At 67.3% G+C, this 14,600-nt stretch carries 13 protein-coding genes; 2 read left to right on the top strand and 11 right to left on the bottom strand.

What is annotated here, in order from left to right:
- Positions 1-159 precede the first annotated feature (159 nt).
- From FHR84_RS20760 to FHR84_RS20735, 6 genes are all read right to left on the bottom strand, one after another.
- Complete coding sequence (locus tag FHR84_RS20760; protein WP_179537224.1) at positions 160-1,362, bottom strand: macrolide family glycosyltransferase; 1,203 nt, start codon at positions 1,360-1,362, stop codon at positions 160-162.
- Positions 1,355-2,548, bottom strand: a complete 1,194-nt coding sequence (locus tag FHR84_RS20755) for a macrolide family glycosyltransferase (protein WP_218863552.1) — start codon at positions 2,546-2,548, stop codon at positions 1,355-1,357. The genes FHR84_RS20760 and FHR84_RS20755 overlap by 8 nt, the downstream gene beginning before the upstream one ends.
- Before the next feature lie 187 nt (positions 2,549-2,735).
- Positions 2,736-3,500, bottom strand: coding sequence for an ABC transporter permease (locus FHR84_RS20750; RefSeq protein ID WP_179537222.1), 765 nt, complete (start codon positions 3,498-3,500; stop codon positions 2,736-2,738).
- Between the two features lie 252 nt (positions 3,501-3,752).
- Positions 3,753-4,718, bottom strand: a complete 966-nt coding sequence (locus tag FHR84_RS20745) for an ABC transporter ATP-binding protein (protein ID WP_179537221.1) — start codon at positions 4,716-4,718, stop codon at positions 3,753-3,755.
- On the bottom strand, positions 4,715-5,254 hold the full coding sequence (locus FHR84_RS20740) for a MarR family winged helix-turn-helix transcriptional regulator (RefSeq protein ID WP_343075363.1): 540 nt from the start codon (positions 5,252-5,254) through the stop codon (positions 4,715-4,717). Before FHR84_RS20740 ends, FHR84_RS20745 begins: the two co-directional genes overlap by 4 nt.
- Positions 5,255-5,476: 222 nt before the next feature.
- A complete protein-coding gene (locus FHR84_RS20735) occupies positions 5,477-5,647 on the bottom strand; it encodes a hypothetical protein (protein ID WP_179537220.1) in 171 nt (56 codons plus the stop codon).
- Between the two features lie 555 nt (positions 5,648-6,202).
- Here FHR84_RS20735 and FHR84_RS20730 point away from each other — a divergent pair.
- Positions 6,203-7,063: a helix-turn-helix domain-containing protein gene (locus FHR84_RS20730; protein ID WP_179537186.1), complete on the top strand. Its 861-nt coding sequence runs from the start codon at positions 6,203-6,205 to the stop codon at positions 7,061-7,063.
- An 88-nt stretch (positions 7,064-7,151) separates the two neighbouring features.
- Here the strand turns inward: FHR84_RS20730 and FHR84_RS20725 are convergent, their stop codons facing one another.
- The 5 genes from FHR84_RS20725 to FHR84_RS20705 all read right to left on the bottom strand — a co-directional run bounded on the left by FHR84_RS20725 (position 7,152) and on the right by FHR84_RS20705 (position 13,086).
- A complete protein-coding gene (locus FHR84_RS20725) occupies positions 7,152-8,009 on the bottom strand; it encodes a YceI family protein (protein ID WP_179537219.1) in 858 nt (285 codons plus the stop codon).
- A gap of 78 nt (positions 8,010-8,087) precedes the next feature.
- Entirely contained in the window at positions 8,088-10,787 is a 2,700-nt protein-coding gene (locus FHR84_RS20720) for an MFS transporter (RefSeq protein WP_179537218.1), read from the bottom strand.
- Positions 10,784-11,272, bottom strand: a complete 489-nt coding sequence (locus FHR84_RS20715) for a MarR family winged helix-turn-helix transcriptional regulator (protein ID WP_179537217.1) — start codon at positions 11,270-11,272, stop codon at positions 10,784-10,786. Before FHR84_RS20715 ends, FHR84_RS20720 begins: the two co-directional genes overlap by 4 nt.
- Before the next feature lie 326 nt (positions 11,273-11,598).
- On the bottom strand, positions 11,599-12,090 hold the full coding sequence (locus FHR84_RS22645) for a MarR family winged helix-turn-helix transcriptional regulator (RefSeq protein ID WP_343075362.1): 492 nt from the start codon (positions 12,088-12,090) through the stop codon (positions 11,599-11,601).
- Between the two features lie 72 nt (positions 12,091-12,162).
- Positions 12,163-13,086, bottom strand: a complete 924-nt coding sequence (locus FHR84_RS20705) for a pyridoxamine 5'-phosphate oxidase family protein (RefSeq protein WP_179537215.1) — start codon at positions 13,084-13,086, stop codon at positions 12,163-12,165.
- Positions 13,087-13,382: 296 nt separating this feature from the next.
- Between FHR84_RS20705 and FHR84_RS20700 the strand changes: the two genes are divergently transcribed.
- Entirely contained in the window at positions 13,383-14,486 is a 1,104-nt protein-coding gene (locus FHR84_RS20700) for a globin domain-containing protein (RefSeq protein ID WP_179537256.1), read from the top strand.
- Positions 14,487-14,600: the final 114 nt, after the last annotated feature.

Raw genomic sequence — 14,600 nt, 5'->3', positions numbered from 1 at the left:
TCACAGAACCAGAAAAACAAAACCTGACGCGGAAATTTGGATACACATCACCGTTTCCACCATCACCGACGGGTACGCCCCGCGGCCGAGCGTCGATGACCGCGTCCCGCCGCGCTCGGGACGACGCCCCGCCCGAACAGCCATCACAGGGACGAATCATCAGCGCGAACCAACCGCATCCACACGCCGCTCGAGAGCATCAGCTCCCTCCGAGGCCCCTCCGCACGAATCCAGAGCAGCACGCATTCCCGCGAGGTTTTCCCGGATTCCTCCATCGGTCGCCACCCGCGAAACGGCTCGGTACAAACCGTCGGCGGTGAACTCGTCCGGACGAACCCTCCGCCCCGCACCGAGCTCTTCCAGCCGGTTCGCGTTGATCTGCTGTTCCGGCATCTGCGGCGCCGCCAGCAGAGGAACCTCGTAGTACACGGCGTCCATGATCGAATTCATCCCCGCGTGCGACAAAAACGCGGACGCACGATTCAGCATCTCGCTCTGCGAGAAGTGGGGACGAATATCAAAGTTATCGGAAACTCCCTCCAGTTCTTCCGGTCCGACACTCCCTCCTGTGGCCACGGCGACACGCCACTCGGTGTTCCTGAAGGCGTCGACACAGGACTGGAAAAAATCGGGGTTCTGGTTGAAAACCGTCCCCAGGGACACGAACAGCAGTGGACGATCCTCCGCTCCCGCCCGCCCGGGCACCGTGTCATCCCTGTCGATCACTGCGGGACCGATGAACCGGAAGCGGTCGTCGAAGAGGTCACCGTGCACCTGGAACTCCCTGGGGATGAACACGAGGTTCAGGTCCGGCGTGCCGGCGGCCGACGGATCCGTGGGCGTGGATACACCGTGCGCACGAGTGAATTCCTCCATCTTCCGCCCGAGCTCGACCAGGTCGGGGTGTTGCGGGTCGAACGAGCTCGGAACCATACCGGCCTGCAGCGAAAAGCTCTCGTTGCTCGCGAGCGTGGGGACGAGTGCCGCTCCGGCACTCCCCAGGCGGTCCACCAACATGCGGCCTGCGAGATCCCTCGTCTCGAAGCACACCAAGTCCGGGCGATCACTTTCGAAGTGGTCCATCAGCACCGGAAAGCAGGCTCGCGCGGTGGCGTTGGAGTGATCGGCCATCTTGAGGAAATCGTCCATACTGAGCCTCCCCTCCACCGTGCGCAGCGGCGGAGGCGGCTTCGCCGGGAGCGCGACGGTCCTCGCACCGGTGCTGGCCACGTCCGCGACGAAGTCCTCCCCCGTCGCACAACTGACCCGATGCCCTCTCCGCAGGAGTTCCCCGACCAACGGCAGCGTCGGGGTCACGTGTCCATGTGCGGCCGGCACGACGAACGCGAAATGCCTACTCACCACGTTCCCCCTCCTGGCTCAGGTACCCCTCGACGGCATCCGCGGCGGCAGAACATCCCCCGCTCCGGGTGATGGCCTCCCGCATCCACTCCAGATTCCGGGAGATGACCTCGTCACCGACCACCTCGTCCACGAGACGACGCAGGGTCGGAGGGTCGAGCTCCTCGCAGACGACCCGTCCGAGCCCGAGTTCCTCCACGCGGGCGGCATTGGTGCGCTGCTCGGGAGTCTGCGGCACGGCCAGCACCGGCACCCGGTGCAGCATCGCCTCCATGACCGAGTTCATCCCGGCGTGGGAGATGAAAGCGCTGGCGTACCGCAGCACGGAGAGCTGCGGTACGAACTCGTGCAGTTCCACGTTGTCCGGCACTTCCCCGATCTCGTCCGCCGGGAGGTCGCCCGTCGCCACCACGACGTGCCACGGACCGCCGGCGAAGACACGGACGCAGGAGCGGAACAGGTCCGGACGCCTGTTCGCCACCGTGCCGAGCGATACCAGCAGTACCGCTGCATCGCGGTCCGGTGGGGTCCAGTCCCGTTCGGCTCCGTTCCTCCTCGGCGACGGCCCCACGAAGCGGACGCGGTCGTCGAACGTCTCCCCCGCGATCTGGAACTCGCGCGGCAGCAAGGAAAGGTTCAGTCCGCACGGTGGTGCCGCGATGGGATCACGTTCCTGCGGGACGCCGTTGCTCGACGCCATCTCCGCCGTCCTCTCCACCGCGGACAGCAGCCGGGGACTCGTGTGGTCGAAGTCCGCGGACACTATCCTGGAGAACAACGAGAAGTGCTCGTTCCCCGCGAACGTGGGTATCCAGCTGACAGCCGGAACGTCGAGCCGGTAGGCGAGCATTTGTCCTTCGTTCGTCATGATCTCGAAGCACACGGCGTCCGGGACGTCCGCGGCGAAATGCTCCTCCAGCGTTCCCAGGACGCCGGGCATCTCTTCCAGGGAATGCTCGAGAATGCCGGCCACGTCGTCAGCCGTCATCTCATTGCTGGTACGCAGCACGGGAGGGAGCGTAGCGGGAATCTCGACCGGTGTGGCTCCGGATTCCGAAACCGCCCCGACCAAGGGGGCACCGGTGGCGAAAGTAACCCTGTGTCCTCGTTCCACCAGTTCCTCCACCACGGACAACGCTGGATTGACGTGCCCGTGCGCGGGTCCTGAAACAAACGCTATGTGCATGTATTCCCACAATCGACGGAGCTGCCCTCCGCTTGGAAGTTCCACCGAACGACTACGATGTGCGAGTCCGACCTGCTGGTTCGTGCTGGTGCTCTCGCACCGACCGACGTACCCGAACCGAACCGCGCGGAACAACCCGGTCGAACGGCCCCTCGCGTTCCGAAGCGCCAGCCCGGAGGCTCCCCCGTCAGGCGTTCTCCCGGCGGAAGGTCAGCGCACCGACCGTGAGCGAAACCGCCGTGAACACGAACGTCACGAACAACCCGACCAGCATGGCGGACGAACCGTAGTCCCCCACGAAGGCGTCCCGCAGCCCGTTCACGACGTACAGGAACGGGCTCATGTGCGCCAGCGCGTTCAGCCAGCCCGGAGCCAAGGACATCGGCAGCAGAATGCCCGAGAGCAGCACCAACGGCAGCAGCACGGCGTTCAGCAGCGGGGCGAAGGAGTTCTCCTCGCGGGCGAACAGCGCGATGGCATAGGACAGTGACGCGATACAACCGGTGATCAGACCGAGGATCCCGAGCGAGATGAGGATCCCGAAGACGGGGGCACGCAGCCCGAACCCGAACGCGGCGAGCAACAGCAGGACCGCCTGCATCTCGATTCGAACCACGTCCGTGCCTATACGTCCCATGAGCAGCGCCAGCCTGCTGGCCGGTGTCACTCGCATCCTTTCAACGACGCCCAGACGCAGCTCGCCGATGATGCCGAACCCGGCGAAGGCCGAGCCGAACAGCCCCAGCATGACGAGCATCCCGGGCACGAACCCCTGCCAGACGCTCTGGCCGTCGTAGAGTGCTCCGGACCCCGGCATCCGGGTCAGCAACGGCCCGAAGAAACCGAGGTAGAGCAGGGGTTGCAGCACCCCGAACGTAAGAGCGATCTTGTTGCGCATCAGCTGCCGCATGTAGCGGCCGAAAATCAGGCGGGTATCCAGCAACAGTTCCAACGGAGCTCTCCTCGCTCACTAAAGTTTTCTGTTCTTCCCTGTCGTAGGTGGCTCGCTGGGCGGAACCTCCCGCGGTCTCGTGAGCGGGTGCCTCCGACCTCGGGTAGCGGCCTGCCCGACCTCGGGGCCGTCCGCGCGAGAGCGCACACGAGAGGCCCCGCGGCGGTACCGACTGATCGGGTGGGCGTTTCGGCACCGCCTGCGCCGAAGAAAGACCTCAGGCCGGCCGACGACTCGAACGGAGAACATCGGTCAGGTCGTGGCGCCCGGGTCGTCGTGCAACGAGCGGCCCGTGAAGGCCAGGAAGACCTGGTCGAGTGAGGGGCGGGCCAGGTTGATGGCGATCGGCTGGAGCTCGGCTCCGTCCAGCACGCGCAGCATGTCCAGGACCGCCTGCTCGCCGCGCTCCACCGTGAGTCGCAGCGTCGATCCCACTGTGGCGAGCTCGCGAACGTCCTCCCGTGATCCGAGAAGCGCCTTCGCCCGGTCCACCAGCTCCCCGCTCTGCAGTTCGATGGTGATCAGGTCGCCGGCGACCCGGTTCTTGAGCTCCTCCGGCGACCCCTCGGTCACGATCCGGCCCTGATCGATGATCAGCAGCCGGTCGCAGAGCGCGTCCGCCTCGTCCAGGTAGTGCGTGGTCAGGAAGATCGTGGTTCCGAGTTCGTCGCGCAGTCGCCGGATGTGTTCCCACAACGCGCTGCGGGCCTGCGGATCGAGTCCGCTGGTCGGCTCGTCCAGGAACACCAGCGGCGGCCGGTGGATGAGTCCCAGCGCGATGTCCAACCTGCGGCGTTGCCCCCCGGACAGCGCCCCGGCCTCTCGATCCAGCAGGTCGTACAGGTCGAGCTGGTGGCTCACTCGCCGCACTCGCTCCGGGACCTCGGAGGCAGGCACCCGGTAGAGCCTGGCTTGCAGCGCGAGCTCCTCCCGCACCGAGGTCTGCGGATCGGTCCCGCCGGCCTGGGCGACGTAACCGATGCGCTTGCGCACCTCGATCGGTTCATCGCGCAGGTCGTGCCCCGCGACGGTCGCCGTTCCCGAGCTGGGGCCCAGCAGTGTGGTCAGCATCCGGAGCGTGGTCGTCTTCCCGGCGCCGTTCGCCCCCAGGAAACCGACCGTCTCACCTTCGGCGACCTCGAAGTCGACACCGCGGACCGCCTCGACCGTGCCCTGCTTCGTGCTGAACTTCCGGGTCAGTTGACTGGATTCGATCATTTGGAGTCCTCGTCCGCTCGGTTCGTGGGGGGCTGCTTGACCGGTCCGGAGTTCTGCGTCATGCACAGGTGGGCCTGCGGGTTCACCCCCCGTGCTTCGGCGACGCGCCGCAGCAGGGAGATCAGCTGGGGGCGTTCGGATTCCTCCAGCACGGACAGCAGGTCCGCGTCCTGTTCATCCGCCACGCGATATCCGCGCTCGACCAGTTCGTGAGCGGGCTCGGTGAGGTAGAGCGCCTTCGCCCGCCGGTCGCTGGGATGGGGGCGGCGCTGCACCAGCTCCTGCTCCTCGAGCTCGTCGACGAGTCCGACCATCGCGTTGCGGTGCACCCCGAGGGCGTCCGCGAGGGACTGCTGAGTACTGCCCTCGTCGGACTTCAGATGCGCGAGCAGGGCGAACTTGATCGGCTCCAGCCCGAACGGTCGCAGTCTCTCGGTGAAGTCACTCGCGACGTGCAGGCCGAGAGCCGAGAGCAGAAACGCGGGCCGGTCCATGGCCGGCTCCCCCTCGTTCAGGGGCTTACTCTGATCACTCACACCAACAATGCTAGAGCACTGGATTGTCATGTCAAGTGACAATGTTTTCCCAATACAGCAATTGATCATGACATTTGGATGAGGTCGTCGGACCCCGCATCCGAGATCAACCAGCCAAGCGACCACGCCGCCCCCGCCCGCGAGGGCTGTCGGCGCCGGAGACGAGCCACGCTGCGGCCTCGGCACGACCGCGCTTTCCACCTCCGCGCCCCGGAGAGACGATCAGTCGTAACCGCGCACGAGGTGGTCCTCGTCCGCCTCGGCCGCCCCCTCCACGGACGGACCCGGGTCCTGCTCGACCACGCGCTCCGGAGGCCGCGCGCCCTCACGGCGAACGCGCTCGCCGGTCCGCCCGCGTGTCCGCCTCTCCGGAACGGCGTCGCCCACCCTCATGTCCTGGCCCTCGTCACACACTCTTCCTCCGGAAGCACACGAATCCACGAGAAATCCCACCAGAAAATCACGAACCACGGCTAAAAACGAGAAGAAACCAGCTCGGAGCGATCCACCTCCGGACTGAACAACCGAACGCGCGCCCGAGCAGCGGGAGGACGCATGCGCGGGAATCCACGTCCGGGGCCGACTACCGCACGGAAACCGCACAGCCCGCCAGCCGCGCGATCCTCCGCACTTCTTCCCGGACGGGCGAATCTCAGCTCCCACGAGGCACGTCCACTGTGCACCGCCCCTGCGGACAGCGGAATCCAGGTTGTCACCAATATTCTTCGCCACCCCCCCACGTGGTCAACCGTTCCCGGTTCAAGTTTCCGAAAACACCACGTCCGAACTTCGTCAAATGAAAACCGAAGGTAAATTGACGATCAATTCCGCGAGCAACACCGAAAACAGGTGTTGTCACATGCCCGCGGAGTTTCTAAGCTCCACTCGGGCCGCGCACCCCGGAGTGCGCGGAACAATCGCCAACAGCTCACTCTGGGGGAGCAAGCAATGTGGCAGAACACGGACTCCGAAAAATCACCGGTAAATCTGTGCGCCGGTCCCGGACGCCACCGCCGAGCCGGCCCGGGGGACAACGACCGGACCGCCCCGGCAGCAGCGGAACTCTGCGGCGGGTGCCGGGACGAGCTGCTCTACGGGCTTCGCGTGCTGCCCGATCTCCACAGGGCGTGCGGCCACGCCCTCGGAGGAACGACCGTCAGCCCGAGCCGACTCCGCGAGCGGGTCGCGGGCACTTCCGAACCGTCCCTGCCGCTCAACGTGGGGGCGTCCGACGCCCGCACCTCCGTGCTCCACGTGCTCGGCTCGTGGACGGGCATGGTCGTGGAGCAGCGGAGGGTCGCGGCCCCGCGGAGAACCGTCACGGACATGGCGGCGTTTCTGGTGAAGCACTCCGATTGGTTGGTCTCACACAGTGCCGCGGCGGAGCTGGTCTCCGAGATCGCACAGCTCGTGCGGAAGACCCGCGACGTGCTCCACTCCGACCCCACCCGCAGGTTGCACGTCGGTTCGTGCGTGGAGAAGAGCTGCGCCGGAAGGCTCGTCGCGCTGCTGCATCCGGCGGAGAAGCACACTCCGCTCGAGATAACCTGCCAGGACGACTCCGCGCACAGCTGGTCCGGCCACCAGTGGCTCAAGCTGAGCAGGAGGCTCGGGGCGACTGGGGCGAACGACGGCGGAAACACCCGTCCCCGCTGGTTGAACGTCGAAACGGTCTCCCGGCTGTGGAACACCTCGCACGGCACCGTGTACCGCCTCGCCAGTGAACGGAAGTGGCGGAGAGTCAAACGAGCCGGGCGGACCTACTACCACGGCTCGGACGTCGAACTGACCTTCGAACACCGGAGCTGACCTCGCTCCGCGGCAACTCCGCACCCGAACGGCGCCCGGCCGTGTCCTCCAGCCCGGCTCCACCCGGAGGCCACGGCCGGCTGCGCGATCAACCGGTCCTCTCCGCCAGCACGGCCTGCACGTCGATGTCGATCCGCAGCGTGGTCCCGATCGCGGCTATCCCGGTGCTCAACGACTGGTTGAAGGTCATCGCGAAATCCTCCCTGCGCAGCAGGGTCGTGGCCGTGGCGGAGGCACGCGTGCCGCCCCAGGGGTCCGGGCCGGTCCCGGCGAACCGGGTCTCCAGCCGGACGTCGCGCGTCACTCCGCACAGCGTGAGCCGCCCCACCAGGTCCCAGTTGTCGTCCTGCCGCCGGCCGATCCCCGTCACCTCGAAGAGGATCTCGGGGTGGTTGGCCGCGTCGAGGAAGTCGGCGCTGCGCAGGTGCTGGTCGCGCTGCTCGTTGCCCGTGTCCACGCTCGAGGCGTCGATCCGCACCTCCACCCGGGAGGACTCCACGGGACGGGCCATCCTGATCTCGCCGCCGAACCCGTTGAACCGGCCGTGGATGCTGCTTATCCCGAGGTGCTGCGCCGTGGCCCGGATCGAGGAGTGCTCCGGGTCGATGCGCCAGACTCCGGGCTCGGGCAGCTCACCACCACTGACCGGGGACAGCTCGACGGTGCCGAGCGCAGCCTCGTGGCCGGAGCGCACCATCGCCGTCCGCGCGGTGGGCTGGTGCCCCAGGGCGGTGACGATCGCCGTGTAACGCCCCTCGGCGAGACCGTCCGCACGCGCGAGGCCCTCCGCGTCGGCGTGAACACGCCCGCGCTGCGCACCCGATCCGTCGGTGACGGTCAGCACCGCGTCCGGTATCGGCCAACCACCGAGCGAACGGACCTGTACCGCGACCGCGCCGCTCTCCTGCTCCCCGCGCGCTCCTGCTGCGTCCTGCCCGGAATCCATCCGGCCTTCCTCTCATGTGATCCGGCGGGACGCGGAACCGGACCGCGTCCCGCTGCGTGCGGCGATTCCGTTCGCGGGCTACTCCAGCCCGAGCGCTATGTCGTAACCGAGCTGCTCCTCCCGGACCCGAACCGTGTTCGCGGTGGGCGGGTAACCGGTGGCGATCACGGTGTACTCACCGTGCGAGAGATCGGCGAACTCGTAGGCCCCGTCCACATCCGTGACCGTGGACGCGACCACCCCGCCCGTGGAGTCCAGCAGGGTCACCTGCGCCTCGGGAACGACGTGCCCCATCCGGGCGGAACGGACCACCCCGCTGACCCCGGCCCCGGCCTCGAGGGCCACGTCGAGCGTGGACTGCTTGCCCTCGGAGATGGTCACCTCGGTGCTCACCGGCTGGTAGCCGTCCGCGGTGACGGTGAGGGCGTAGGAACCTCCGACCAGATCGGAGAGCTCGTAGCCCCCTCCGCTGCCGGTCCTGGTCGCGGCGACGACGCTGCCGCGCACGTCGGTCAGCACGACGGTCGCCTCCGGGACGGGAACCGGGCCGCTGCGGACCATCCCCGCCAGTCCGGCACCCCCGGAGAGCTCCACGTCGTGCCGCACCGCGCGCCCGGACACGGCGATCATGGAGGCGGACGGCTGGTAGTCCCCGGCCGCGGCGATCAGCACGTAGGTCCCACCGCCGGTGGGTGTCACGCGATAGTGTCCCTGCTCATCCGAGCGGGCCCGGTCCACCTGGTTGCCCAGCGAGTCGGTCAGGGTGAGCACCGCCTCCGAGAGCGGGGAACCGCCCGGACCGCGAACCACCCCGTACACGGTCAGGCCGCCGTCACCCGGGTAGAGGGAACCGGTGAGGCTCGTGCCGTTCACACCGGACGCGTGCCCCCCGGAACCACCATCGGATGAAGTCGATGACCAGCTGTCAAACGAGTTCTCCCCAAGGTTGTCCCCAGACCTGTCCACAGAGTTGTCCACAAGCTTTTCCGTTGTGTGCACAGTGCGGCCCGTCGCCTCCAAAATGTCCCCTTCACGCCTGATCGGCTGCACCGAAGTCGACGCACCGGTCAACGACCCAGCGCTACCACTCGGCGAGTTGTCCACAAGCTCTTCAGGATTTTCCACAGCCCGGTGCCCGTCTTCCGGCTCCTGCTTCTCGACGGTGGTGCGCAGTGGGACCTCGCGGATCACCAACACGGCGAGCAGGGTCACCACCGAGATGCAGGCCGTGATGAGGAACAGGTCCCCGATGGCCATGCCGTAGGCGTCGCGCACGATCTCCTCGATCGGACCGGGCAGGCTGCCGATGTCCAGGGAGACGCTGCTCGAACCGCCGATGTCCGAAGCCGCGGAAGCACCTCCGGGCAACCCGGACAACCCGTCGCTGACGTAGCCGGACACCCGCGATCCCAGCACCGCGCCCAGCACGGACACACCGGCCGAACCACCGAGCGTGCGGAAGAAGGTGACCACCGAGGTCACCGATCCCATGTCCCTGGTGCCGACGCTGTTCTGAACCGCGAGCACCAGGTTCTGCATCAACGCACCGACGCCGATCCCCATCAGCGCGAGGTAGACGTCCACGACAGGCAACGGCGTGTCCGAGTCGATCGTGCTCAACAGCCCCATCCCCACGGTGAGCACCACGCTCCCGCCGATGAGGAACGGCTTGATCTTTCCCGTGATCCTGGAGATGATCTGGCCGGAAACCGTCGAGGAGACGAACAGCCCGAGCACCATCGGCAGGGTCATCAGCCCGGCCTCCGTCGGGGTGTAGCCGCGCCCCAGCTGGAAGTACTGGGCCAGGAACACCGAACCGCCGAACATGGCGGTACCGACCGCCACCATGGCGATGATCGCCAGCGTGACCGTGGGGTTGCGGAACATGCCCAGCGGAACGATCGGCTCGCGCACCTTCGTCTCGATGACCACGGCCACGATCAGGGCAACCAATCCGCCCGCGACGAAGCCGAGGGTCGGCCAGGAGATCCAGTCGAACTGCTTGCCCGCCAAGGAGACCCAGGCCAGCAACAGGCTCACGCCCCCGACCAGGAACAGCGCACCGAACCAGTCGATCGAGACGTCCCGCTTGATCACGGGCAGCCGCAGCGTCCGCCCCAGCACGAGGAAGGCGATGACCGCGATCGGTGCTGTCACCCAGAAGCACCAGCGCCACCCCAGTGGCGAATCCACGATCAGACCGCCGACCAGCGGCCCGCTCGTGGTGGCGACCGCGAAGGTGGCACCGATGTAGCCGGTGTAACGACCGCGGTCACGCGGGGCGACCATGGCCGCGATCACCACCTGGATCAGGGCCTGCATCCCGCCCATGCCGATCCCCTGGATCGCGCGGAACCCGATGAGCATCCCCATCGACTGGGAGAACCCGCCGAGTATCGATCCGAGGGTGAAGATCGCGATGGCCAGCTGGTAGAGCAGCTTCTTGCTGAACAGGTCGGACAGCTTGCCCCACAGCGGGGTGGTCGCCGTCGAGGTCAGCAGCATCGCCGTGACCACCCAGGTGTACTGCCCCTGCGTCCCGTCGAGTTCGGCGGTGATCCGGGGGAGCGCGTTGGACACGATGGTGGAGCTGAGTATGGCCACCAGCAGCGCCAGCATCAGCCCCACGAACGCCTTGAGCACCTGCCGGTGCGTCATCGCGTCGCCGTTCGAAGCGTTCCGCCCGGTCTCCGCCGACCCGCTCCGCTGCTCGGCTCCTCGCGCGGGGTTCGGCGGTGCCGGACCGTCCTCGGTTTCCGCGAGGCTCGATGTCGTCATCGGTTCCCTTCCTCGATCGCTTCGTCCGGACCGGCCAACGCCTCGCGCGAGGCTTCGATCAGGTCGCAGGAGAGTCCCCGCAGCAGCTCCGCGAGCTTGACGAGTTCGTCGTCGTCCCAGTCGCGCAGCGCGTGGCTGAGCCAGCGCGCCTTCTGCTCCTCGCGCTCGGCCAGCACCTCCCGCCCCCGGTCGGTGGCCCGCAGCAACGAGACCCTGCGGTCCTCCGGGTCGGGTCTGCGCTCGACCAGCCCCTCCTGCTCGAGGTGCCCCAACTGCCTGCTCACCACGGAGGCGTCCACCACGCGGTCGTGGGCGAGGTCGGAAGCCCGCGACTCGCCGCCGTGCACGAGTTCGGCCAGCAGCCCGGTGCCGGAAACGGTCAGGTCATTGCTCTGTTGTGCCCGCTGCAGCGCCGTTTGCCTGAACCCCAGGAGATTCCGAAGCGGCCCCAGCAATCGCCCGCAGGCCTCGGTGTGCGACGTCATCGCCCATTCCTTTGGTTGGTACAAGCAACTATAAAATTATTAGTTTCACCAAGCAACTTGTTTCGCGGCGGGCGAGACCGAGAACACACCGAAGCTTCCGGAGGACCTGAGCGCTCGCCCGGCCGTCCCTGTTCGGTCAAGCGGCACAGCCGCTTACGACCACTCCCGCGGTCGGCACCGCCGCGGGGTCTCTCTCGGTGCTCTCACCAGGGCGGCCCGACGTGGCGCAGGCGGCTACTCGATGTCGGGCGCCCGGGGCGAGAACCCGCGAGAGGTTCCGCCGAGTGACCACCTGCGCAAACCGATCCGCCGACTTCCCAGTCCGATCAGTGCATGGCGTTGAGCTTGCCCAGCAACCGCGCGAACTGGTGCAGATCATCGGTGGACCACTGGGCGAAGTCCGCCCGCAGCCTGCGGGAACGGCACTTCCGGGCCTCGTCCAGCCGCGCTCTGCCCGAGTCCGACAACTGGATCAACCGCGCCCTGCCGTCCTCCGGGTCGGGAACCCGCCGCAGCAGATCCAGCCGCACGAGGTGCGCGATCTGCCTGCTCACCGTGGACTTGTCCAGGCCGATGCGCTCCGCCATGTCCATGGCACGCAGCGAGCCGGAATCGGCCACCATCAACAGCAGGCTGTAGGAGGCCGGGTCGAGTTCGGGGTGCACCTCGGTGGCGACGCTCGACGACATCTTGCGCGCGCGGCGGAACATCATCGCCAGTTCCTGCTCGACCTCGGCCGCCGCGCTGTCGCGTTCCTCGTCGGAGGAGCCAGCGCCCGCGTCCGCGGTCGAAACATCATCCGGACGGGCTTCGCTCACCACCGGGGCCTCCCTCCGTTCACCGACGCTTCCAGTTTGACGGCAACGGCGGGATCGCGGACATCCGGCCCGTCACCCGTGCTGGGGCTGTGGATCGTGCCAGGGACGAGGGGTCCCCTTGGCCGCGAAGTGGTCCCCGCCCTTGCGCTTGACGTCGTCGGTGCCCCAGGAGCGGTTCCGCTCCACCGGCTCCATGCGCGGTATGTGCTTGCGGCAGTGGATGTAGGCCTCCTCCACCTGCACCACCACCCAGCGCTCCGGCTTGCGGCCGCGTTCGAACTCGGAGGGGAGTTGGGGGTGGATCGCCCTGAGGTCGACGTCCTCGAGGATGCGGGCCTTGCCGTTGACGTGCAGCCCGATCAACTCGGTCACGAAGTCGACGAGCAGTATGCCGACGTGGGGGTTCTCGCTGATGTTCCCCAGGCTGGCCATCACACCGTTGCCCCGGTACTCGGGGTAGGCGAGATGCCGGTCACCGAGCACCTCGATGAACCCGGGAGCGCCCGCCCGCAGGCTCGAGTCGCACTCGCCGTGACCGTCGGCCGTGGCGATGAAGGCCAGGTCGATACCGGCGATGAACTCCTTCATGCGCGGATTGAGGTGGTCGAGGACCTGATCGTCGTAGAAGCGGCGAGCACGCTTCTCGGTGTCGTAGGCCTGCTGCAACAGGTGCTCGCCCGACGAGCCGGGCAACCGCGGCTCCCCACCGGCCGTGGCGAAGGGATCGGCCGGATATCCACCCGCGGAGCTTCCATCCATTGTGGACGAGTGGGGGGTGACCGCCCTCATGGTGGGACGTGTCGGGCTGTCCCCGGAAGGGGCGTCGAAGCCGCCCCCGGGGCCGGAACGGACGGTTCCGGCGGTCGCGTCCGCGTCCGGCGAGCTCGCGGGCAGCGTGGACTCCGCGAGCTCCAGTTCCAGGAGTTCGGCCTTCGCCGTCCCCGTGGGGCGACGAGCCTCGGGAGAGGTCAACCAGTCCGGGATCACGCGCCTCACCGTGTCACGCCTCGGAGAACATGCAAGCACTGGAATGCGAAATCAACTCAACTGTGTGAGCACACACTGACGGTGTGTATTAAACATCCACTCAAAGGTGGCATCAAGGGTCACACAACCCGAAAAACGGGTTAGAGTTCCTGGCAGTCGGGGGACATGTACACGGACGCCGTGCCTGAACAGGTACGCCCGCCAATGTGGAGAGACTCGCCCGAGCGATGACAGCCAACGCCGCCTTACAACCGGAACAGCCGAACGACGAACAGAATCGCGCGCACCTGGCCAACGCCGCGAACATGGTCCAGCTCATCCGCGAGAGCTGGGCCGAAGTCGAGCCCTACTCGGAAGAAGTGTCCCGCTTCTTCTACGGCATGCTGTTCAGCCTCGCACCAGCGACCCGCGAGCTCTTCCCAGTCAACATGGAGGTGCAGCGCAGCAGACTGCTGCGTGCCCTGGTCCACGTGGTTCAGATGGTGGACCGCCCGGACGAACTCACGCCCTTCCTCCAACAGCTCGGGCGGGACCACCGCAAATTCGGTGTGGTCTCGGAACACTACGAAGCCGTCGGAACCGCGCTGCTCGCCGCCATAAAGAAGCACGCGGGCGACAGCTGGACCGAGGCCGTCGAACGGGCGTGGGCCGAGGCTTACACGATCATGGCCACGACCATGGCCAACGCCGCGGCCGCCGACGAAGGGCCTGCCTGGTACAACGGCGAGGTCGTGCACCACGAACGACTGAGCTGGGACATGGCGCTGGTGCGCGTCCGCCCCGAGTACCCCGTGCCGTACCAGGCCGGGCAGTACGTCAGCGTGGAGGTGCCCCAACGTCCCAGGTTGTGGCGCTACCTCTCCCCCGCGAACCCGCCCTCCGAGGACGGGACCATGGAGTTCCACATTCGTTCGGTGGAAGGCGGTTGGGTCAGCCGAGCCATCGTGGGACACGCCCAGCTCGGAGACCAGTGGCGCATGGGAGCCCCCATGGGGCGGATGCACGTCGACCGGAGCTCCGAACGCGACGTGGTCATGATCGCGGGAGGCACCGGGTTGGCTCCGCTGCGGGCGATCATCGAGGAACTGACGCAGTACGGCGGCAACCCCGAGGTGCACCTGTTCTACGGAGGACGCACCAGGGACGACCTGTACGAGCTGCGGAACCTGCAACAGGCCGCGATGAGCAATCCCTGGCTCAAGGTCATCCCGGTCCTCGAGGACGACCCCTCCGCGCAGGGAGCCGAGCACGGCACCCTGGCCGACGCGGTGACGCGGCACGGAGCCTGGGAGGAGCACGACGTGCTGGTCAGCGGTTCCCCGGAGATGATCCGCACGACGGTTTCGCGGATGCTCGTGGCCGGGACTCCGCTGGAGCGGATCCACTACGATCCGTTCACCCTGGATTGAGGGGGAACCTTCGGCGGTGCCGGTTGCTCGGGTGGTTGCGTGGCGGAACCTCCCGCCCGCTCTCGAAAGCGGGAGGTCCGGCACCGGACGGGTTCGGAGCTCGGGAAGCCGCGG

Origin of the sequence: Actinopolyspora biskrensis, from assembly GCF_013408175.1 — a bacterium.
GTDB lineage: Bacteria > Actinomycetota > Actinomycetes > Mycobacteriales > Pseudonocardiaceae > Actinopolyspora > Actinopolyspora biskrensis.
The sequence above is the reverse complement of the archived record's forward strand: the minus strand, read 5'-3'. Positions and strand labels throughout refer to the sequence as shown.

Coding starts and splice junctions, on each gene's coding strand:
- FHR84_RS20755 (WP_218863552.1), bottom strand. CDS start 2,548: ATGCACATAGCGTTTGTTTCAGGACCCGCGCACGGGCACGTCAATCCA.
- FHR84_RS20745 (WP_179537221.1), bottom strand. CDS start 4,718: ATGATCGAATCCAGTCAACTGACCCGGAAGTTCAGCACGAAGCAGGGC.
- FHR84_RS20735 (WP_179537220.1), bottom strand. CDS start 5,647: ATGAGGGTGGGCGACGCCGTTCCGGAGAGGCGGACACGCGGGCGGACC.
- FHR84_RS20730 (WP_179537186.1), top strand. CDS start 6,203: ATGTGGCAGAACACGGACTCCGAAAAATCACCGGTAAATCTGTGCGCC.
- FHR84_RS20725 (WP_179537219.1), bottom strand. CDS start 8,009: ATGGATTCCGGGCAGGACGCAGCAGGAGCGCGCGGGGAGCAGGAGAGC.
- FHR84_RS20720 (WP_179537218.1), bottom strand. CDS start 10,787: ATGACGACATCGAGCCTCGCGGAAACCGAGGACGGTCCGGCACCGCCG.
- FHR84_RS20715 (WP_179537217.1), bottom strand. CDS start 11,272: ATGACGTCGCACACCGAGGCCTGCGGGCGATTGCTGGGGCCGCTTCGG.
- FHR84_RS20700 (WP_179537256.1), top strand. CDS start 13,383: ATGGTCCAGCTCATCCGCGAGAGCTGGGCCGAAGTCGAGCCCTACTCG.